Annotated in this window: 23 protein-coding genes; 14 read left to right on the forward strand and 9 right to left on the reverse strand. The window is 71.8% G+C overall.

The window, feature by feature from the left end:
• Position 1 precedes the first annotated feature (1 nt).
• The 3 genes from C6361_RS01150 to C6361_RS01160 all read left to right on the forward strand — a co-directional run bounded on the left by C6361_RS01150 (position 2) and on the right by C6361_RS01160 (position 4165).
• Positions 2-859, forward strand: coding sequence for a hypothetical protein (locus C6361_RS01150; RefSeq protein ID WP_107266452.1), 858 nt, complete (start codon positions 2-4; stop codon positions 857-859).
• 239 nt (positions 860-1098) lie between these two features.
• Positions 1099-3579, forward strand: a complete 2481-nt coding sequence (locus C6361_RS01155; protein WP_107266453.1) for a M14 family zinc carboxypeptidase — start codon at positions 1099-1101, stop codon at positions 3577-3579.
• A 193-nt stretch (positions 3580-3772) separates the two neighbouring features.
• Positions 3773-4165, forward strand: a complete 393-nt coding sequence (locus tag C6361_RS01160) for a hypothetical protein (RefSeq protein ID WP_107266454.1) — start codon at positions 3773-3775, stop codon at positions 4163-4165.
• A gap of 87 nt (positions 4166-4252) precedes the next feature.
• Here C6361_RS01160 and C6361_RS01165 read toward each other — a convergent pair whose 3' ends face one another.
• Entirely contained in the window at positions 4253-4969 is a 717-nt protein-coding gene (locus tag C6361_RS01165) for a YqjF family protein (protein WP_107266455.1), read from the reverse strand.
• Positions 4970-5051: 82 nt separating this feature from the next.
• Positions 5052-5498: a DUF4383 domain-containing protein gene (locus tag C6361_RS01170; protein WP_107266456.1), complete on the reverse strand. Its 447-nt coding sequence runs from the start codon at positions 5496-5498 to the stop codon at positions 5052-5054.
• Between the two features lie 272 nt (positions 5499-5770).
• Between C6361_RS01170 and C6361_RS01175 the strand changes: the two genes are divergently transcribed.
• From C6361_RS01175 to C6361_RS38790, 4 genes are all read left to right on the forward strand, one after another.
• Positions 5771-6988, forward strand: a complete 1218-nt coding sequence (locus C6361_RS01175; RefSeq protein ID WP_199853192.1) for a hypothetical protein — start codon at positions 5771-5773, stop codon at positions 6986-6988.
• Positions 6981-7598, forward strand: coding sequence for a hemerythrin domain-containing protein (locus C6361_RS01180; protein ID WP_107266457.1), 618 nt, complete (start codon positions 6981-6983; stop codon positions 7596-7598). The genes C6361_RS01175 and C6361_RS01180 overlap by 8 nt, the downstream gene beginning before the upstream one ends.
• 22 nt (positions 7599-7620) lie before the next feature.
• The gene (locus C6361_RS01185) at positions 7621-8070 is read left to right on the forward strand and encodes a DUF4383 domain-containing protein (protein ID WP_107266458.1); all 450 of its coding nucleotides are present in this window, start codon (positions 7621-7623) and stop codon (positions 8068-8070) included.
• A 169-nt stretch (positions 8071-8239) separates the two neighbouring features.
• Positions 8240-8374: a hypothetical protein gene (locus C6361_RS38790; protein WP_255416197.1), complete on the forward strand. Its 135-nt coding sequence runs from the start codon at positions 8240-8242 to the stop codon at positions 8372-8374.
• A 13-nt stretch (positions 8375-8387) separates the two neighbouring features.
• Here C6361_RS38790 and C6361_RS01190 read toward each other — a convergent pair whose 3' ends face one another.
• The gene (locus tag C6361_RS01190; protein ID WP_234359250.1) at positions 8388-9128 is read right to left on the reverse strand and encodes an ATP-binding protein; all 741 of its coding nucleotides are present in this window, start codon (positions 9126-9128) and stop codon (positions 8388-8390) included.
• A gap of 270 nt (positions 9129-9398) precedes the next feature.
• Between C6361_RS01190 and C6361_RS01195 the strand changes: the two genes are divergently transcribed.
• The 3 genes from C6361_RS01195 to C6361_RS01205 all read left to right on the forward strand — a co-directional run bounded on the left by C6361_RS01195 (position 9399) and on the right by C6361_RS01205 (position 11523).
• Positions 9399-9794 (forward strand): STAS domain-containing protein, encoded by a 396-nt coding sequence (locus C6361_RS01195; protein ID WP_159079113.1) that lies wholly within the window; start codon positions 9399-9401, stop codon positions 9792-9794.
• On the forward strand, positions 9787-10257 hold the full coding sequence (locus tag C6361_RS01200) for an STAS domain-containing protein (protein ID WP_159079114.1): 471 nt from the start codon (positions 9787-9789) through the stop codon (positions 10255-10257). The genes C6361_RS01195 and C6361_RS01200 overlap by 8 nt, the downstream gene beginning before the upstream one ends.
• Before the next feature lie 144 nt (positions 10258-10401).
• A complete protein-coding gene (locus tag C6361_RS01205) occupies positions 10402-11523 on the forward strand; it encodes a SigB/SigF/SigG family RNA polymerase sigma factor (RefSeq protein ID WP_107266461.1) in 1122 nt (373 codons plus the stop codon).
• A 164-nt stretch (positions 11524-11687) separates the two neighbouring features.
• Here the strand turns inward: C6361_RS01205 and ctaD are convergent, their stop codons facing one another.
• Entirely contained in the window at positions 11688-13667 is a 1980-nt protein-coding gene (ctaD, locus tag C6361_RS01210; protein ID WP_369931474.1) for a cytochrome c oxidase subunit I, read from the reverse strand.
• 304 nt (positions 13668-13971) lie between these two features.
• Between ctaD and C6361_RS01215 the strand changes: the two genes are divergently transcribed.
• Both C6361_RS01215 and C6361_RS01220 read left to right on the forward strand, forming a co-directional pair.
• The gene (locus C6361_RS01215) at positions 13972-14160 is read left to right on the forward strand and encodes a hypothetical protein (protein ID WP_159079115.1); all 189 of its coding nucleotides are present in this window, start codon (positions 13972-13974) and stop codon (positions 14158-14160) included.
• Between the two features lie 82 nt (positions 14161-14242).
• On the forward strand, positions 14243-14539 hold the full coding sequence (locus C6361_RS01220; RefSeq protein ID WP_107259632.1) for a hypothetical protein: 297 nt from the start codon (positions 14243-14245) through the stop codon (positions 14537-14539).
• A 9-nt stretch (positions 14540-14548) separates the two neighbouring features.
• On the opposite strand, the gene C6361_RS01225 is transcribed toward C6361_RS01220, so the two are convergent.
• The 5 genes from C6361_RS01225 to C6361_RS01245 form a co-directional block, all read right to left on the reverse strand.
• The gene (locus C6361_RS01225; RefSeq protein WP_107266463.1) at positions 14549-15397 is read right to left on the reverse strand and encodes an ABC transporter permease; all 849 of its coding nucleotides are present in this window, start codon (positions 15395-15397) and stop codon (positions 14549-14551) included.
• Positions 15394-16392, reverse strand: a complete 999-nt coding sequence (locus C6361_RS01230; RefSeq protein ID WP_107270659.1) for an ABC transporter ATP-binding protein — start codon at positions 16390-16392, stop codon at positions 15394-15396. The genes C6361_RS01225 and C6361_RS01230 overlap by 4 nt, the downstream gene beginning before the upstream one ends.
• Positions 16389-17477: a hypothetical protein gene (locus C6361_RS01235; protein WP_107266464.1), complete on the reverse strand. Its 1089-nt coding sequence runs from the start codon at positions 17475-17477 to the stop codon at positions 16389-16391. Before C6361_RS01235 ends, C6361_RS01230 begins: the two co-directional genes overlap by 4 nt.
• The gene (locus C6361_RS01240) at positions 17461-18099 is read right to left on the reverse strand and encodes a sigma-70 family RNA polymerase sigma factor (RefSeq protein WP_234359251.1); all 639 of its coding nucleotides are present in this window, start codon (positions 18097-18099) and stop codon (positions 17461-17463) included. Before C6361_RS01240 ends, C6361_RS01235 begins: the two co-directional genes overlap by 17 nt.
• Positions 18100-18208: 109 nt before the next feature.
• Complete coding sequence (locus tag C6361_RS01245) at positions 18209-19534, reverse strand: MFS transporter (protein WP_369931115.1); 1326 nt, start codon at positions 19532-19534, stop codon at positions 18209-18211.
• A gap of 154 nt (positions 19535-19688) precedes the next feature.
• Between C6361_RS01245 and C6361_RS01250 the strand changes: the two genes are divergently transcribed.
• Positions 19689-20108 (forward strand): phage holin family protein, encoded by a 420-nt coding sequence (locus C6361_RS01250; protein WP_107266465.1) that lies wholly within the window; start codon positions 19689-19691, stop codon positions 20106-20108.
• A complete protein-coding gene (locus C6361_RS01255) occupies positions 20105-20530 on the forward strand; it encodes a DUF3618 domain-containing protein (protein WP_107266466.1) in 426 nt (141 codons plus the stop codon). Before C6361_RS01250 ends, C6361_RS01255 begins: the two co-directional genes overlap by 4 nt.
• The last annotated feature ends 41 nt before the right edge of the window (positions 20531-20571 follow it).

Consider the following 20571-nt stretch of genomic DNA (forward strand, 5'->3'; position numbering starts at 1 on the left):
CGTGCTGGACGGACTCGACCGGGTGCCGTGGGCGGAGCTGACGCACGCGTACGGCCGCGCGAATGACGTGCCGGACCTGATCCGCCGGATCGGCGGTCCCGACGAGGAGGACGCGCTGTACGCGCTCTACGAGCTGCGCGCCCGCATCCTGCACCAGGGCAACGTCTGCCCGGCGACCGCCCCGGCGGTGCCGTTCCTGGCCGCTCTGCTGGACCACCCCGCCACCACCGATCCGGGCGGCATCGCGCACCTGCTCGGCGACATGGCGCAGATCGTCGACCCGGACCATCCGGTGCTGGCCGCACTCCGCCGCACGGTCACCGCCGAGGTCGACCGGCTGCTGCCCCTGCTCGCCGCAGCCGAGCCGTGGAGCCGGCTGGCCGCCGCCTACGCGCTCGGGCAGTGCCCGGAGCGGGCCGGCGACATCCTGCCGGCACTGCGCGACCGGTGGACGGTCGAGACGGACGACCAGGCGCGGGGAGCGCTCGTCATCGCGGCCGCCGCCCTCGACCCGGCCACCGCCCTGCTCGCCGAGGCGCTCGGGGAGGGCCAGCCGGGCCCGGTACGCGCCGCGGCGGCGCTGGCCGCGGCCCGGGCGCCGGCACCGTGGCCGGGGGAGGTGGCGGTGGCGGCCGTACGGGCGGGCTGGGCCGACGGGGACCACTGGCTCGACCGCGCCTCGGACGAGTACGGCATCCAGATCGGGCCGTACCTGTGGAACTGGGACCCGATCGAGGACCTGTTCGACCATCTGACCCCCGCCGACCAGCCAGCCGTGGTCGCCGCACTGCTCGCCTCCACCGATCCGGCGGTACGCGCGAAGGCCGCCGGCTGCGGCGGCGAACCCGTCGACCGGTAGCGGTCGGTTCGCCGGCCGGCGGCGCCGGTGCGGCGCTCCGCCGTCGTGGCCGGTCCGGCGCTCGCCGCCGTGCTGGCCCGGGGCCGGCCCGGGAACCGGGGCGAAATCTCAAGTAATGCTCAAGATCCGCTTCGGGTCGTCCGTCGATGTGAAGAATGCGCATACGCTCACCGCACCCAGCCTCGTCCACCGGCCGCTCCACGCGCATCGACCAGAGGCCGCAAACAGAAGGAGGGAGCATGCGACGCAGACGACTGCGCACCGCGCTCTTCGCGCTGCCCGCCCTGGTGGGGACCGTCCTGATGGCGACCGCACCGGCGGGTGCGGATCCCACCAGGTCCACCGACCCGGCCGGTTCCGGGCGATCCCCACTGGAGAGCCAGGAGTCGGTACGCCTGGTACGCATCCAGTTGACCGGCGCCGACATGCTCGACAAGGTCGTCGCCGCCGGCTTCGACCTCGAGCACGGCCTCCGGCGCGTACCGGCCGGCATCGAGGGCGAGGCGGTGCTGACCGCCGCGCAGGTCGCCGAGGTCCAGGCGATGGGCGTCAAGATCCTCGGCGACGACGAGTCCTTCTCCTGGAGTGACCGGGCCGACGGCGGGTTCGCCGCCCTCGGCGCGCGGGCGGTCCAGCCGCAGACCCACGAGAAGACGGTACGGGTGGTCCGCGCCGACTGGTTCACCACGAAGGGCCAGGGCTTCCTCTACGTCGAGGCCCGGACCACCGAGGGGCAGCAGTCGGACCCGGTCGTGGAGATGCAGCTCGAAAACGACTCGGGCCGGGGCACCCCGTTCGGCTTCGCCCGGACGATGAGCCGGTTCGTCGACTCCGGGCAGTACATGTTCCACCGGAACCTGTTCAAACTCGACGTACGGCCGAAGCAGATCCGGGTCACCAGTTCGACCGGCGGTGTCACCACCGGCGACGTCTCCAACTGGCTGGAGAACGCGCCGCCGCCGCTGACCGCGCGTCCGGGTTACCGGTCGGACTTCGTGGACGGCTACCGGCACCCGCAGCAGCTCTACCGCCGCGCCGAGGAGATCGCCCGGCAGTACCCGGACATCGCGGAGATCGTCTACCTGCCGAACCGGACCAACGGCTACCAGCGCAAGGCGCAGGCCACCATCGGCGGTACCGGGCAGGAGGCGGTCGTCGTCAGCTCGGCGGCCTGGGGCCACCAGGGCGGCAACGAGGTGACCGTCGAGTTCGTGGAGCGGCCGGGTGCGAACCTCCCGCTCGGTGTCGAGGTCGTCGGCAAGGCGGTCCGGGTCCTCCTCGCCAAGGACGCCTCCGGCGCGCTGGCGAGTACCGCCGCCGAGGTGGCGGCGGCGCTGGAGAGCGGCTCCCGGGGCCTCGTCGACCGGGCGCACCCGTACCGGACGAACGCCGGCACCGGAATCGTCGCGCCGACGCCGGGTCCGGTCGCGCTGACCGACTTCCTCGACCAGAAGCGTGACGGCGCACCGGCGGGCGAGGTGCCCCGGGGCCCGGCCACCATCCCGGTCCTGCGGATCGGCAAGCACCGCGACGGCAAGAAGCCCGGCGTCCTGATCCAGGCGCAGGACCACGCCCGCGAGTGGGTACCGGCGACGACCACGCTGGAGACGGCCGAGCGTCTGGTGCACAACTACCGGACCGACCGGGAGACGAAGAAGATCGTCAACGACACCGACATCTTCCTGATTCTCTCCAACAACCCCGACGGGGCGAACTACAGCTTCTACAACTTCGCCTCGCAGCGCCGGAACATGACGAACCACTGCCCGGACGAGAACGCCGATCCGGGGCAGCGGAACGCCTGGGGCGTCGATCTGAACCGCAACTACCGGGTCGGGTCGGGCCACGACGGCTACGCGGGCGGCTCGACCAACTGCGTCAGCAACACCTACCAGGGACCGGCGGAGCTCTCCGAGCCCGAGTCGAAGAACATCATCTGGCTGGTCGAGAAGTACTCGAACATCAAGTTCATGATGTCGGTGCACTCCAACGGCGGCCAGCTCTTCTGGCAGCCCGGCGCCTACATCGCGGACGGGCGGATCACCACGCCACGGCCGCCGCTGGGTGACGAGGCGTTCTACTGGCAGTCGGCCGCCCGGATCCTGTCACAGGTCAAGGCGCACCGGCAGACCGTCGTCACGCCGGAGAACGTCGGCGGCTCGTCGGACGTCCTCTACTCCTCGGCCGGCAACGTACGCGAGGACCTCTATCACACCTACGGGATCTACGCCTTCGGCTGGGAGGTCGGCGGTTCGGTCTACAACCCGGGTACCGGCGACTGGCAGGGCGGTTCGTTCCAGCCACCGTGGGTGGGTGACCCGGAACTCGTCAGCGGCCACGCCGAGACGATGGAGTACGCCAACGGGATCATGGAGATGTTCCGGATCGCGGCGGAGTGGGGCAACGACAAGCGGGACCCGACCTCCCGGCTCCTTCCCGGCGCCGGGACATACCGCGACTCCGTCGACGTGCGCTTCGAGACCAGCGAACCGGCCACCATCTACTACACGACGGACGGCAGCCGGCCCACCCTGGACTCGCCGCGTTACGAGGCGACCGAGTTCCGTGAGCCGGGGCAGGTGTTCCACGTGACCGAGACGACCACGTTCCGCTGGTTCTCGGTCGATGCCGCCGGAAACATCGAGAACAACTACGACCCGACGAAGAAAGACCGGCGCGAGAAGTACCGTACGGCGACGATCAGGATCGTCAAGCGGTAGCGTCCGATCCGGCCATCGCCTCGTCAGTGTGGTCCGCCGCGCTGACGCGGGCGATGGCCGATCGACGTCCGGGCCCGGCCCAGCCGGGAGGTCGCGGGTCGGCACGGCTCGCCGCCGGCCGGTCGTCCACCTGTGACAGGTCGACCGCGACCGGCTGCGGCGGCGGTGGGCGAGGACGGCTGCGGCCGGTCGCATGGTTCGGGACCGAGCGGGGTGCCAAGGAATCTGGGCGATCTCCTGGATGGCCGACCAGCACGACACCGGCTACCACGACCACCACGCCTCCAAGGGCGCCGTCTTCGTGGTCCGCGGCGCCATCCGGCACGAACGCCTGCGGCTGGAGGGTGAGCCGGAGGGCGAGGCGGTCAGGGCGGGCGAGGTCTTCTGCTTCGACGAGACCTTCATCCACCGGATGCGACGCGAGCCGGGCGCGGGGGAGACGGTGACGATCCACGCCTACTCGCCGCCGCTGCGCCAGGCCGGACAGTACTCGGAGAGCGAGCAGGGCCAGTTGCGTCGCCAGGCGACCCCGGCGGAGGGGCAGCTCGCACCGAAGGGGCCCCAGGGCGAGCCCACCGAGCGGTGAGCGCCGGCAGGCGTCGGGGTGGCGGGGCGGTGGCACGGGCCACCGGCGCACCGTCGCAGTCCGGCCGGACCCGGGGGCGGCGACGGATCAGGGGTGCCACATTCCCACTCTGACCGGGACCCCTACGGACGCGTGCAGCAGCGGTTCCCCGTCCGGCGGTGGCAGACCCGCCGAGGGGAGCAGATCCTGGTCCAGGTGCAGCAGTTCGGCGCGGTGCAGCGGCCACTCGACGTGTTCCGCCTCGGCGGCGACGAGCCGGCCGAGTACGACGCTGAACAGCCGGTACCGCGCCGTCAGGAAGTGCGCCAGCTCGTCGCGCTCGCGCTCGGCGAGCGGCGGACCGAGCCGTACGTCGGCGTCACAGCGCGCCCCCCTCGGGCCGGGCCAGCGGCGGGCGCACCGGTAGGAGATCCGGTCGTCGGCCCGGCGTACCGTCATGTCCGACCAGAAGTACGGCAGTGCGTAGCCGGCGCGGGCGGCGACCACGGCGGGCAGCCGCGCCGCGTCCAGGGACAGGAACCAGATGCCGCTGCGGCCCCGCCCGTCACGGACGTAGGTCCGGACGTTCGTCTCCGGGAATTCCGACAGCCACGGCACGCTCGGCACGACGGGTGGCCGGACCCCCTGCATGAGGAACGGGGTCAGGCCGATCCAGGCCGACCCGTCGAAGGTCTCCACCCGCAGCCCGGCGGGGAGCATCGCCTGCACCAGAGCCGGCGGGTAGCGCCAGTGGAGGAAGCTGATCCAGTTCCACCGGTGGTACATCACCGGGTGAGCCACCCGGGGTGGAGGTGGAGCGTCCATTCGTGCCTCCCGCGCTGCGTGTCCGCGCCGACCACGATGCTGGCCGGTCGGTGACCCACCCGACCGGCCAGCATCGATCGCGTCAGCGCTTCCTGGTGGTGAGGAGCCCGAGAGCAATCATCCCCACCCCGAGGAAGAAGTGCAGCCAGTTGTCCGCACCGTTGAGCGGGACGAAGTTGGCGGCGCTGTCATGCCCGATGACCAGGCCGTACAGCCAGAGGACCAGGTAGACGGCGCCACCGCCGATGAGGTACAGCCGGGCCCGCTCGACGGTACGGGCCATCGCCAGGCCGACGACACCGAAGAGGAGGTGCACGATGTTGTGCAGCACCGAGACCTCGAAGACACCGAGCAGATGGGCGTCGGACTCGTGCCCGGCGAAGGTCATGCTGTCGTAGTTGGTCGTGACGCCGGGGATGAAGCCCAGGACGCCGACGAGCAGGAAGACCGCGCTGACGGCGACCGCGACCCTGCGAACGAGGGCGGTCTCGTTCACCGTCCGGCCGACCGGCTCGGATCTGCTGGCCATGATGCCACCTCCATTGAAATAGGTGGCTGCATATTCTCCGGCTGGAGATCCCCCAAACCCGCCGCCGTTGATCGGAGACTTGGACGATCATCACCGTCCACTCCCGCCGGACCGAAAAAATGTCACGGCACAGTGGATCGTGCTGCGTTCGCGCGCTGATATGGCCGTGCTTGCCGGGATCGGCATCCCTCGACCGCAAAAAGCTTTGATGTCGCGTTTATTGGCAGGTCGCCAGGGTACGGGGTGCGCACTCGACCGCTGGAGGAGAAATCGTGTTCAATCCCTTGGAGCACCAGGGCCTGCCACTGGACAGGCAAATTCGCAACTGGCGTGAGCTGAACGTCGAACCGATCGACCCGGAGGCGGTCGACCCGTACACCCGCTGCCGCATCATCACGATGAACGGCATCGAGGTCGAGGCGATCATGTTCCAGCACAACTTCGCCCGCAACTGCCCCGACCCGGAGGTCCGCCGCCAGCTCGCCTACGTGCGGTACGTCGAGAACCAGCAGCAGCGGGTGGTGAACTGGCTGCTGCCCGGGGTGGCCAGTGTGCTGGAGACGACACTCGGATACGAGCAGGTCGCGGTCGACCTCACCGCCTGGGTGGCCCGGCACGAGCCGGACCCCTACCTGAAGCAGGCGTACGAGTTCGGGGTCCTGGAGGACTTCGACCACCTCTACCGCTACGCCAACCTGTACGAGATGGTCGAGCGGCGCAAGGCGGAGAAGATCGTCGACGGGCTCACCGAGGTGATGCCGGGCCGGCCGACCGTGGCGGAGCACCGGCACCCCTTCGACGAGGTGCGGACGCCGTACGACAAGGACACCGTCGACCCCCGGTCGAAGCTGAACGCGCTGACGATCCTCTCGGCCGAGCAGCAGGTGATGATCTACTACATGAACGTCGGGCCGCAGTACATGGAGCCGATCGCCCGGCAGCTCTACCAGGAGATCAGCCTGATCGAGCAGGAACACGTCACCCACTACGAGTCGCTGCTCGACGCGGGGGAGAACTGGTGGGAGCGGCTGCTCACCCACGAGTACAACGAGTGCTGGCTGTACTACTCGTTCATGGAGCAGGAGAGCGACCCGCGGATCAAGGCGATCTGGGAACTCCACCTCCAGATGGAGCTGGCCCACCTGCAACAGGCGGCGAACCTGCTGCGGGTGCACGACGGCCGGGAGCCGGAGGAGATCGTCGGCAGCACCGGGGTCCCGGAGCCGCTCACCTTCGAGCCGAACAAGGACTATCTGCGCCACCTCCTGGCCACCCAGATCGACCTGAACAAGCTCGGCGAGGGCTACGTGCGGGAGGCGCACGAACGGTTCGAGTGGATGCAGCAGCAACTCCACGACGGCCAGAAGCCGCCGAGTGAGGAGGTCATCGACCTGCACCGGGAGAAGTTCGGCGACGAGTACCGGATCGAGACCGAGGGCCCGCACCCGGTCGAGTCCCTTCGCGCCCAGGAGGGGTCCCGCCGTGCCTGACGACAACGGCGCCGCCACCGCCACCACCGCCGGTTCGGCCCTCGCCACCCCCGGCCCCGAACCGGACGTCGTCGACCTGCTGCTCGCCCAGCACGCGCGGATCGAGGAGCTGTTCCTCCTGGTGACCGGGGGTGACGGCGAGACGCGGCGGGACGCCTTCGACGACCTGGTCCTGCTGCTGGCCGTGCACGAGACGGCCGAGGAGGAGGTGGTCCATCCGCTGGCCCGGACGCTGCCGGGCGGTGGCGGCGACGAGCTGGTCGATGACCGGCTGGCGGAGGAACGCCAGGCCAAGGAGATGCTGAAGGAACTCGTCGACGGCGGCGTGCAGGCGGACGGCTTCGACGAGGGCGTGCTGCTGCTGCGGGAGGCGGTGCTCCAGCACGCGCGCCACGAGGAACGGTACGAGTTCCCGCTCCTGCGTCAGCACGTCCCGGCGACCCGGCTCCGCCGGCTGGCCACCGCGCTCCAGGCGGCGGAGGCGGTGGCACCGACACGGCCGCATCCCGGGGCCGAGTCGGCCACCGCCAACGCCGCGCTGGGGCTGCCGCTGGCCGTCCTGGATCGGGTCCGCGACTCGCTCCGGCGGGCCGCGGACGGCCAGGACTGACCGTCGACATGGCAGGTGCGACATGGTAGGCAGATCCACGGCGGACGTCGCCGGCACGACCGACGCCGTCGCCCCGGTCCGCAGGGTGGCGCTGGTGGTCGGCGTCGCGTTCCTGCTGGTCGGGATCGCCGGCTTCATCCCCGGTGTGACGACGAACTACGACAGCATGATGTTCGCCGGGCACGAGTCCGACGCCCGGCTGCTCGGCGTCTTCCAGGTGTCGGTGCTGCACAACATCGTGCACCTGCTGTTCGGTGTCGTCGGCCTGGCGATGGCCCGTACGGCCGAGCGGGCCCGGGTGTACCTCATCGCCGGCGGCGCCGTCTACCTGGTGCTCTGGCTGTACGGCCTGGTGATCAGCCACGACAGCCCGGCCAACTTCGTCCCGCTCAACGGAGCCGACGACTGGCTGCACCTCGGTCTCGGGATCGGGATGATCGGGCTCGGCCTGGCGACCGGGAACCGCCGCTGACCGCCCTGCGGCCCGCGACGCCGACCGGTGGGACGGATGATCGGCGCGGCCGGCCCCCGAGGGCCGGCCGCGCTCGCCTCTCCTTCGGGCCGGCGTCGTCGTGATCGACGAGGCGGTGCGGCGCGGTCCTGGAACCGGCGCGCCGAGGACTTCTGGGGACACCGAACAGATGACCGTCAGTGCGGTCAACCGGCGCGGGCGGCCGGTCGAGGTACGGGTCTCCGGCACCCCGATGCCGAACCAGCAGCACGGCACCACCGGGGCGATCCTGGTGATGGAGATCGACGAGCCGTCGGCGTGCTGAGGTGCCGGCCCGATCAGTCGGGAGGCGGCGAGCCGATGTCCAGTGCGGCCCACACCACCTTGCCGCCCTCGACCGGAACGCTGCCCCATCGCCGGGCCACGCTGTCGACCAGCAGCAGCCCTCGCCCGGTCCCCAGCGTCGACGGCGCGGGCACGGACAACCTCGGCTCGGCCACACTGCCGTCCTGTACCGCGATCATCAGGTAACGGCGTAGCGAGACGCGCAGGTCGATCAGGGTCTGGGCGTGGGTCACCGCGTTGCTGACCAACTCGGTCGCGACGAGGCAGGCCGGGCCCACCGGATCCGCCAGGTGCCACCGGGTGCACGCGTCGGTGACCACGTCCCGAGCCCGCCGTGCCGCGCTGGAGACCGGCAGGAGCATCTCCCTGACCGAGGGCAGCAGCGGCCCGGCGTCGGTGGACAGCGCCCGGTCGATCGAGTCGAAGACCGCCATCCGCCCGTACGACCCGCTGCTCAGCAGGGCCGAGGTCGTCGTGTCCGGAGCGCAGAGCAGAACCGGGGTGCCGGGCCAGACGGCGGCCTGCCGGGCGACGGCGGTGAACACGGTGAGCGCCGTCGGCTGCGCGACGGTCAGCGCGGCGAGGTCGACCACCAGCGCGTCCGGCTGGTCCGCCAGACACTTGAGCAGGTTGAGTCGTACCGACGGGGCCGATGCCACCGTGAGGTGGCCGACAAACCGGGCGACCACCCGGGTGCCGACCAGTTGGGTCTCGCACTGGACCATACTGTCCATCCGTCGATTGTTCCCAGCGACGCCCGCCGGGCACACCCGCCAGCTCTTCGGGCTTTTGCAGCCGGACGATGTCGCGGCCCCTCCCATAGAGCCGAATCATCCCGAACGGGGTAACGTGGCCGGTGGGTCAAGACGTGCGCCCGAACCGTTCGCCACGACGCCCGACACTACCTGAGCGGGCGGCTCCTGCCGATCACCCCCGGAGGCGTCATGCCGATTGAACAGGGGGCAACCAGTTCCGCGACAGCTCGGATCATCGGTGCCCCGATAATGTCACTCACGTTGGACCCCGAGGGCACGACGATCGTGCTCGGGGCGCGGGGTGAGGTCGACATGAGCAACGCCGACAGTCTCGTCACGGTCGTCGAGCGGCTGGCCGGCGGCCGGCCGCTGCGGCTCGTCCTCGACCTGTCGGCGGTGACGTTCTTCTCCGCGCACGGCGTCAGCGCCCTGCTGCGGGCCCGGAGCATCGTCACCGGCGCCGGCGGTGAGTTGGTTATCCGTGACATCTCCCGGACGGTCGAGCACGTCCTCACCCTCACCGGCGTCCACCCCGATTTCGGGCTGGAATCGCGGTCGTGCATGCCAGGTGCGGACCGTCCCGACGTGACGCGGTGCGTGGCCGGCCATGCCGTCCCCAGCAGTGGGGGCGAGCACCGTGGCTGAGCGGAGAGCCGCCCCATCGGCCACCGGGCACGTCACCGCGACGGGCGGGGCGGAGACCCGGAGGGATTCACCGCACACCCACCCGCTGCTCGGCCAGGGACCGCCGCTGACGGTGGCGCTGGATCCGGGCACGGCCGGGGCACTCACCGTACGACTCGCCGGTGATCTCGACATGGACACCGTCGACCTGCTGCGCCGGGCGCTCGACCAGGTGTTGCGGCACGGGTTCGCCAGCGTCGCCGTCGACCTGTCCCAACTGAGATTCTGCGACTCGTCCGGGATCAGGACCCTCCTGTTCGGATGCGCCGACGCCGAGCGGCTCGGCTGCCGGATGTACGTGGTCAATCCCCGGCCCTTCATCCTGCGGGTGTTCGAGCTCACCGGGGTGACGAGCCTGCTCGGGCTCCCGGAACGCCGGGCTCCGGAACGGTCGGATCGTGGCTACGCCCCGCCGCCGTTCTGAGATCCAACTCTGCTGATTCGGCGGCGTGGGGCAGGGGTAAAGGCAGACCGTGGTCGGCCATCGGCCGTCACGATCTGCGAAGCCGTGGCCCGGAGGAGTTCGAGAATGGCAGCGAAGCCATCCGCCGCGTCGGAGACCCGTGTGATGGACCACAACGATGCGTACCGGGCGATGCTCGACGCGGCGGCCCTGCGCTACGCCGAGCGTGCCGGACACCTGTCACCGTCGCAACGGGCCGCCGAGGCCGAGGAACTGGCCCGCCTGGCGCTGCCGTTCGTGCACGTCCTCGCCAGGAGGTACCGGGAGCGGGGCGAGCCGGTGGAGGACCTGCAACAGTCCGGCAGCCTCGGGCTGATGCTGGCGATCGCCCGGTTCGACCCGGGCCGCGGTTCCTTCAGCGCCTACCTCGCCGCCACCGTGCTGGGGGAGCTGAAGCGGCACTTCCGGGACCGCACCTGGGGGGTGCACGTCCCCCGCCAGCTACAGGAGCTGTCCCAGGAGGTCCGGCAGTGCGCGGCCACCCTGCGGCAGCGGCTGGCCCGCGAGCCGAGCGAGGCGGAACTGGCCCGGGAGATGGGTGCCTCGGTCGTCGACGTCCGGCAGGCCCGGCAGTCCTCGCTCGGGTATCGTCCCGCCTCCTACGACGCGCCCCTGCGCGGCCGCGACGACAGCAGCGTCACCCTGGCCGACCAGATGGGCAAGCCGGACGCCCAACTCGAAACCGTCGACGAGCGGGTCACCCTGCAACGGCTGCTGGCGCAGTTGCCGCCGCGCGAGCGCCAGATTCTTACCCTGCGCTTCTACGGGAACAAGACACAGTCGGAGATCGCGCAGCGGTACGGGATCTCCCAGATGCACGTGTCCCGGTTGTTGACCCAGACACTCTCCTGGCTGCGCGTGGCGATGCTCACCGACGAACCGCCCGCGTGGCGCGGCTACCAGCCGGGTGGATGGCCGCCGGCCTTGCGGCTCCGTGGACAGCTCCGGGACGGCGTCCTGCGGCTCCGGGTCGAGGGTGAGATCGACCACGACACCGCCGGTCAACTCCGGCACACCCTGCTGGAGTCGGTCGGCCGGGTCGCCGCGCGTCGGCTGGAGGTCGACCTCAGCCGGGTACCGCTGATCGACGCCGCCGGGGTGGCCGCACTCCTGGCCGGATACGAGGCCAGCCGCGCCGCCGGTTGGACGTACCGGATACTCGGCTCTCCGCCGCTCGTCGCCCGCGTGCTCCGGCTCTCCGGTCTGGCACCGCTGATGCGGGATTGACGCGGCCGGCTTCCTGGACGTTGGTGCCGGCCCCGCCGCACCCGGCGGGAGCCGGTCGCGGATTCGGCCGGTCGGAGTCCTGACCGGTTACCGGGCCGGGGGGCGGCGCCGCGCCCCGGGCCCGGTCTCGGGCTCGCGGCGCGGGCGGGGTCGAGGGTCGGACCTCAGCCCGGCCCGGAGTCGCCGCCGGTCCGCCACCGGTCGTTCTCCGCGCCACCCCGGTCGGCGCCGCCGAGATCGTCGTCCGGTTCCGCCTCCGCATGCTCGGGGCGGCGTACCTCGGAGGGTTCCGGCACCTCGACCGGGCGGGCACCGGAGCGCGGGTCCGGCCGGTGCTCCTCGGCCCCGCGCGCACCTCGGGCCCCGCCCGGCGCGGGCCGGTCGGACCGGTCCGGGCCGGAGTCGGGCCCGAGCACCTCGTCCAGTTCCTGCGGCGGCTTCGTGGACCGTTGCGGCAGGTCCCGGCCCAGGTCGGCGACGAGCGGACCGTACTTGACGTCGAAGGCGGGCCGCTCGGAGCGGATCCGGGGCAGCCGGTCGAAGTTGCGCAGCGGCGGGGGGCAACTGGTCGCCCACTCCAGCGAGTTGCCGAAGCCCCACGGATCGTCGACCTCGACGACCCGGCCGAAGCGCCAGGACTTCCAGACGTTGTAGAGCAGGAAGAGCGTCGACGCGCCGAGGACGAACGACCCGATGGTGGAGATCGTGTTCAGCGTGGTGAAGCCGTCGGTCGGCAGGTAGTCGGCGTACCGGCGGGGCATCCCCTCGTTGCCCAGCCAGTGGTGCACCAGGAACGTGGTGTGGAAGCCGACGAACATCGTCCAGAAGTGGATTTTCCCGAGGCGCTCGTCGAGCATCCGGCCGGTCATCTTGGGAAACCAGAAGTACACCCCGCCGAAGGCGGCGAAGACGATGGTGCCGAAGAGTACGTAGTGGAAGTGCGCCACCACGAAATAGGTGTCGTGGGTGTGGAAGTCGATCGGCGGGCTGGCCAGCAGCACCCCGGAGAGTCCACCGAAGAGGAAGGTCGCCAGGAAGCCCATGGCGAAGAGCATCGGCGTCTCGAAGGTGAGCTGTCCCTTCCACATCGTGCCGATCCAGTTGAAGAACTTCACCCCGGTCGGCACGGCGATCAGGAAACTGAGGATCGAGAAGAACGGCAGGAGCACCTGGCCGGTGCCGAACATGTGGTGCGCCCAGACGCTCATCGACAACCCGGTGATCGCCAGCGTCGCCGCGACGAGTCCCTTGTAGCCGAAGATCGGCTTGCGGGCGAAGACCGGGATGATCTCGGTGATGATGCCGAAGAACGGCAGCGCCACGATGTAGACCTCGGGGTGGCCGAAGAACCAGAAGAGGTGCTGCCACAGCAGCGGTCCACTGGTCTCGGCGGAATAGACGTGCGCGCCGAGCTTGCGGTCCGCGAGCAGGCCGAGCAGGGCCGCGGCGAAGAGCGGGAAGACCAGGATCGCCAGTACCGAGGTGAGCAGCATGTTCCAGGTGAGGATCGGCATCCGGAACATGGTCATCCCCGGTGCGCGCAGGGTCAGGATGGTGGTGATCAGGTTGACCGAGCCGAGGATCGTACCGAGCCCGGTGACCACCAGGCCGACGATCCACAGGTCTCCGCCGACACCCGGGCTGTGCTCGTACCGGCTCAGCGGGGTGTAGGCGGTCCAGCCGAAGTCCGGCGCCCCGCCCGGGGTGAACAGGCCGCCGACCACCAGCAGCGCCCCGAAGAGGTAGAGCCAGTACGCCAGGGCGTTCAGCCGGGGGAACGCGACGTCCGGGGCGCCGATCTGCAACGGCACGAGGTAGTTGGCGAAGCCGAACACCAGCGGGGTGGCGAAGAGCAACATCATGATCGTGCCGTGCATGGTGAAGAGCTGGTTGTACTGCTCCGGCGAGAGGAACTGCATCCCCGGCCGGCCCAGCTCGGCCCGCATCAACAGCGCCATCACCCCGCCGACCAGGAAGAAGCCGAACGAGGTGACGAGATACATCAGGCCGATCTGCTTGGCGTCCGTCGTCCGGAGCAGCGCGGTGAGCGTACTGCCCCGGCGGGTACGACGGACCGGCCCCGGATAGCCGGACTGCTGCGGAACCAGTACCACCTGCGGTGTCGCGCGTCGCCGCTCCGGTATCGTCTCGCTCACGGCCACTCCGTCCGCTCGCCGGCTCCGAAGCCGGGCCGCTACCCCGGATTCCCCCCGCGAAACGTGCCCGTCGGGCGCACCGTCTGCTGCCCGGAACGACGGCCAGCGGTGGGCGTGTCGCCGGCCGGAGGACCGGCCGCCATCGCCGCCGACGCCGCGCCGTGTCGAGGTTGGAGGTCCACCCGTCGTTTGGCTGTCCCGGATGGGGGTAGCGCACCCTTCGCAGGAGACGGCGACCACGACGCGGAGCTGGCCGACAGCGGGCCGGAGCGCCTCGAACGGAGGGGTGGAGATGACCGAGGGTGCGAAGCGACAGGGCGGCGAGCGTGGTGCGGCGGAGGAAAGCAGCGGCATACCGGAGACGCCGACCGAGAAGCGTGCCAGCGAACGGCCGCCGGGCCACCCGGAGGGGCACGAGGAGGACTCCCGGATGGAGGGCTACGCGGAGGCCAGGAGCGACGAACGGAACTCGGCCGGGTGATCCGGCCGGTGGGCGGCAGCGCGCCGGCCCCGTCGGTGCGGCTCCACCCACGGCACCGGCCGCCCGACCCGACGGGACCGAGATGACCAGGACAGCGCCGGCGATGGTGGCGGCGTCCGGTGAGTGGCGGGACGACGACGGCGTACGCCAGCCGGGCGGCGAGGTGCACGCGTGGCGGCCGGGGCAGAACCAGACGGTCTGCGGGCTGGCACTGAGCCGTTCCGCGCTGCGGCGTTTCCCGCACGTCAACTTCGAGTACGCCTCGACGGACGTGCTGACCGACAGCGACCAGGTACGGCATGTCTGCCCGCGCTGCGTCGCGGCGACCGGCGGCCGGCGGGACCGCCGGCCGTGGACCCGCAACTCACCGCGCCCCTGACCGGGGTGCTCACAGGTCCCGGCGCTGGAAGGAGACCGCCGCCAGTCCGAGGGCGAGCAGGACCCAGAGGCCGGTCCAGCCGAGATAGGTGGGGGTGAGCGCCGCCTCGCTCAGGAAGGGGTGCCCCTTGAACGCCTCCTGGAACTGGACCAGCAGGGACGGGTCCTGGAAGGCGTTCATGGCACCACGCCACAGCCCGTCGGTCGGCAGCAGCATCCGGGAGACGGTGCCGATCCGGGCCACGCTCTCGTTGCCGAGCGCCTCGCCGAACGCCCCGACCACGCCGCCGATCCAGGTGGCGCCGAAGAGGCCGACCGCGACGACACCGGACGCCATCGGGGAGACGGCGGTGGAGAGCAGCAGGCCGAGGGTGAGCAGCACCGCCGCCTGCGCGGCGAGCAGCGCCAGGCCGGTGACCGGTCGCGGCGGCCAGTAGCCGGTGGTGGTGCGGACGATGAGCAGCTGGGCGAGTCCGGCCACGGCCACGAAACCGCTGCCGAAGGTGACCAGCCCCAGCCACTTGCCGAGCAGCACCGTCGAGCGGCGTACCGGCCGGGCCAGGACCGCCAGGGCGATCCCGGTCTCGGTCTCACCGGCCAGGGTGGGGCCGGCGAGGAACGCCGTACCGAGCGCGGCGGTCAGGCTCAGGCCGAACATCACCAGGTTGAGCACCATGGCCGCCGCCAGCCGGGCCTCCCCGCTGGTGAGACCGCCGAAGGTGGCGTCGATCCGGGAGAATCCGAAGGCGCTGACCCCCAGCAGTACGACCGTCAGCGCGACGAGCGCCAGCAGCACCCGTCGGCGTGCGGCCTCCCGGACGGTGAGCGTGGCGACGGTGAACACGGTACGGGCGGTCATCGGTGCTCCTCGCTGGGGCCGGTACGCAGGATGTCGAGCAGCCGCTCCTCGAGGCTGATCCGCCCCGGCTCGACGGCGTGTACCCGTACCCCGAGCCGGACCAGGTCGGCCACCAGGTCGGGTACGCCGACGCCGTCCTGCTCGGCGGGGAGGGTGACGGTGAAGGTGTCTCCGCTCCGGGCGAGCGGGCCGGCGGCGGCGAGCCGCGCCTCCGCCTGCGCGTTCACCCCGTCGAGGCGGAACCGCAGCTCACGCTGGCCGAGCAGCTCCGCGAGGGTTCCCGATGCGGCGACCCGGCCCCTGTCGAGGATGACCACCCGGTCACAGACCCGCTCGACCTCGCCGATGAGGTGCGAGTTGAGCAGGACGGCGATCCCACGGGCCTTGAGCGAGAGCAGCAGGTCCCGCACGTCGGCCCGGCCGACGGGATCGAGTGCGCTGGTCGGCTCGTCGAGGACGACGAGTTCGGGGCGGGCCACCAGCGCGACGGCCAGCCCGAGGCGCTGCTGCATGCCCTTGGAGAAGCCGCCGACCCGGTCTGCGGCGCGGTCGGCGAGGCCGACCTGGGCCAGACACTCCTGTTGCTGGGCGGCCGGCACCGCGACACCGGCGAGCCGGACGTGCAGGGCCAGCACCTCGGCGGCGGAGAGCCACGGCTGGTACCGGAAGAGTTCCGGCAGGTAGCCGACCCGGGCCCGGGAGTGCGGGTCCCGCCCGGGTCGCCCGAGCAGCAGCACCTCGCCGGCGTCGGGCCGGACCAGACCGAGCAGCATCTTGATCACGGAGGTCTTGCCGGCTCCGTTCGGTCCGAGCAGCCCGACCACCTCGCCCCGGCCGACGGTGAGGGAGACGTCGTCGACCGCGGTCCGGCGCCGGTACCGCTTGCGCAGCCCCGAGCACCACACGGCCGGCGACGGGGGCAGCTCGGCGAGGAGCCGGTCGGCGGATTCGGGGGAGGGTGCCTCGCCCCGCCGGGTGCCGGGATCGGCCGTCACCGGTGCCACCTCGCCCCACGGGCCACCGACAGCACCTCGTCGGTGCTCAGCGAGCCGGTCACCGCGTTGAGGACGCCGTCCCGGACCCAGAAGACGGCGGCGAGCGTGCCGTCCCTGGTGGTGAGGACCGTGGCCGGTGCCCCGTCGACGTCGGCGGGGAAGCTCCGCTCCTGACCGGTCTTCACGATCAGGGGCAGGGTCGTCCCGTTGTCGGTGAAGCGGCGCAGTTGGGACGCCACGTCCTCGGGCAGGCCGGGCAGCGAGAGCAGATAGTCGCGGGCGGTGGAGAAGGGTACGCCCGAGGAGTAGACGGTCGGTGCGACCGCGCGGCCGACGATCATGGATGGCCCGCCGTGGGCCTGCGACCAGACGGCGGCGATGCCCGGACCGGCGGTCATCCTGAACGGGCTGCCGTCGAGCCCCGGTGGCGGCGGGGGCAGCGGTTCGCCGACGGCCGCGGCGGTCCGCGCCGCCTTCTCCGCCGAGAAGGTGAAGGTGGCGCTCACCTGGTCACCGACGTGGAACACGGGTTCTCCGGTCACGCCCCGGGGCAGCTTCGCCACCCGTGGCGCGGTGAGGCCGGTGGCCCTCTCCGCCGCGTCGGCGTCGGCGACCGGGCGTACGTCGGCGATCCTGGTCACCGTCGCCTCGCCGTACGCGGAGAGGTCGGGCAGCCGCAGCAGATCGGCCTGGCTGATCGTGATCGGGGCGATCCGCTCGGTACGGAAGATCGGCAGCCAGTTCGCGGCGGCGGCGGTGGTGGCCCCGGTCAGCAGCGCGACGGCGGCGACACCGGCGAAGAGCGGGCTGCGCAGTGCCGTACGCCATCGGGGGGCGCGGGCGGTCACGGCAACCTGTCGGGGCCGGTCTGCGGCGACCGCACGGGAGAGGCGCTGCCAGCCGTGCTCGACGTCGCTGTCGACGTCGACGTCGAGCGCCGTTGCGGCGAGCGCGGCGTCCCGGCGGGTGGCCGCCAGTCTGGACCGGCACCGCGGGCAGTCCGCGACATGCTCGCGGTCGGTGTCGGCGACGCCGCCAGGCTCGTCCAGAAGCCGGCGCAGCATGCCGTCAGTCGGATGACGCATGACGGTTCAACTCCTTGCGTAGGGCGGACTCGGCGCGGCGCACGACGGTGCCCACGCTGCCGGGGGAGAGGTCGAGGGCGGCGGCCACCTCGGCGTAGCTCAGGCCGCTGTGCCGCAGTACCAGGGCCACGGCCTGCCTGCGGGGCAGCCGGGCCAGCGCCGCCCGCACCCGGCGGCGCTCGTCGCGCGTCACGACCATGTCGGCGACGTCCGGGCTGGCGACATCACCGACGCCGACGGCCTCCTCGCGGGAGGCGCGGCGCCGCCCGGTTCGGAGATGGTTCAGCGCGGTGTGCGCCGCGGCCACGCACAACCACCCCACCGCCTCGCCCGCCGGCACCGTGCAGCGGCCGAAGCTCAGGAAGACCTCCTGCGCGACGTCCTCGGCCTGGTCCCGGGAGCCGAGCACCCGGGCGGCGACCGCCACCACCCGGGGATAGGTGGCGCGGAAGACCTGCTCGAGGTCGGCACGGACGCTCTTTCGTCCCAGCGGCGTCGACAAGGCCACGGCATCCTTCCGTCCGGCTCGCCCGGCCGCCCGGCCGCCGATGGGCGGCACCGTGGCGACGACCGAGGCCAGCACCGTCGCACCCCGCCCGACGAACTCCACATCTTCCTCCACACCTGATGAGCACCGCCGACGGCCCGGATGTGACACCGCCGCCGGAACGCGCCGCGCAGCGCCCACCCCGCCCGGACGCGGCCCCTGGGGGTTGTGCGGGTTGGACGGGCTACGCCGGGTGGATGGGGATCGGGGCCGGGTCCGCTGCGGCCGGGGACGCCGCCCGGGCCGCCCACTCCTCGTCGGCGGCCCGCTTCCTGGCCAGCCCGTCCCGGCCGTCGTAGCGCAGGAACGCGGGCAGGGCCGCCGCCAGCGCCAGCGTGCCGACGACACAGAGCACACCGCCGGAGACGATCGACCCGCCGATGCCCACGAACCGGGCGGCGACGCCGGAGCGGAGCTGGCCGAGCAGCGGCCCGGTGGCGTACGAGAGCATCTCGATGCCGGCCAGCCGGCCACGCAGATGGTCGGGGACGGTCTGGTTCCAGATGGTCATCCGGAAGATTCCCGAGACCATGTCGGCGGCGCCGGCGAAGGCGAGGAAGACGAGCGCCAACCAGAGCCAGTCGGTGAGACCGAAGCCGATGATCCCCACCCCCCACAGCCCGGCGGCGATCACGACCATCAGCCCGTGCCGGTGCACCCGCCCGGTCCAGCCGGAGGTGACCGTCGCGAGCAGCGACCCGACGGCGGGTGCCGCGTAGAGCAGGCCGAGTACGGCGGGGCCGCCGAGCTTGCCCGCCATGAAGGGGTAGAGCGCCTGCGGCATCCCGAAGAACATCGCGTTGATGTCCACGAGGTAGGTACCGAGCAGCTCGGGGCGGCTACGCGCGTAACGCAGGCCGGTCGCCACCGAGCGCAGCGACGGGCGCTCGGCGGCCGGCGGCGGTGGTACGGCCCTGACCAGGTAGAGGCAGACCAGGGAGAACACGAACGTACCGAGGTCGACCGCGTACACCCAGGGCATCTCGACCGACGCGATCAGCAGGCCGGCGACGGCGGGCCCGCCGAGTTGGGCGATCTGCATCCGCAGCGAGTTGAGCGCGCTCGCGGCCGGAATCTCGTCCAGCGTGACGACGCGCGGGGTCAGTCCCTCCAGCGCCGGCCGCTGGATGCCGTCGATCGCGGCGGTGAGCCCGGCGATCACGTAGAGCAGCCAGAGGTGCGGCCGGTCGAAGAGCGAGTTGACCAGGAGCACGCCGCAGAGCGCGGTGAACGCGACCTCCGCGCCCAGCACCAGCGCCCGGCGGTCGAGGTAGTCGGCCAGGGCGCCGCCGACGAAGGCCATCACCAGCAGGGGTACGAGTTCGCAGACGCCGAGGAGGCCGACGAGCAGCGGATCGTCGGTCAGCGCGTACACCTGGAAGGGGATGGTCACGTACGTGATGAACGACCCGAACCCCGAGACACCGCTCGCCGCGAAGAGCAGCCGGTAGTCCCGCGACGTCCGTAACGGCGTGACGTCGAGCGCCATCCGGCGGAGCAGGCGTTTCACGAAGCGTGATGGTGCACCAGCGGCGGGGCGGTGTCGACCGGATTACCCCGGACCCGGCACCGTCTCGACGGCCGGGCCATCGGTACCGCGACGTGGCGTTTTGAGTCGGAGCGCGGCGGGGCATATCCGTCGGTCAGAGGAAGGAGCGGACGAGATGAGCGACGTCACCCGTAGCAGCGCGGCCGACCCGGACCAGGCGCCGACCGCGGAACTGGTCCGCCAAGCCGCCGAGCAGATCTCGCACCTGGTTCGGAGCGAGCTGGCGCTGGCCAGGGCGGAGATGACCGAGAAGGGCAAGAGGGCGGGCGTCGGCGCCGGCCTGTTCGGCGGCGGCGGGCTGGTCGCCCTGTACGGGATCGCGGCGCTGCTGGCCAGCGTCATCCTCGGCCTGGCCGAGGCGATGCCGGGCTGGCTGGCCGCATTGATCGTCTCCGTGCTGCTCTTCGCCGTCGCCGCCGGGCTGGCCCTCGTCGGCCGCAGGCACGTGCGGCAGGCCGGTCCACCGGTCCCGAAGGAGGCGGTACGCAGCGTGAAGGCCGACATCGACGAGGTGAAGGAGAGGGCACACCGATGAGCACGAGTACCGGTAAGGCAGGCGCGGATCCCGGTACCGCCACCGTCGGCGGGACGGGTGCGCCGCAGTCGGCGGGTCCGGAGGCGATCCGGGCCGACATCGCCCGGACCCGGGCGGAGCTGGGCGACACCGTGCAGCATCTGGCGGAGCGGGCGGACGTCAAGACGCGCGCCAAGGAGAAGGTCGCCGAGGTCAAGGACCAGGCCGGACAGGTCAGGGACCTGGCGGCGGAGACCGCGCAGGTGGTGGCGGTCCGGGCCGGGGAGGTCGGCCGGCGGGCCGCCACCAGTGCGCGGCAGCGGCCGGCGCCGTACGTCGGCGTGCTGTTCGGGCTCGCCGCCGCGGTACTGACGGTGGTGCTGCTGCGCCGTCGCGGCACGACCGGGCACGGTGCCCGGTCGCGGCGTTGGCGGGCGCGGTAGCCACCCGACGGAGTCGATGGGACCCGGGTCGACCCAACTGA

The organism is Plantactinospora sp. BC1, from assembly GCF_003030345.1.
Lineage (GTDB): Bacteria > Actinomycetota > Actinomycetes > Mycobacteriales > Micromonosporaceae > Plantactinospora.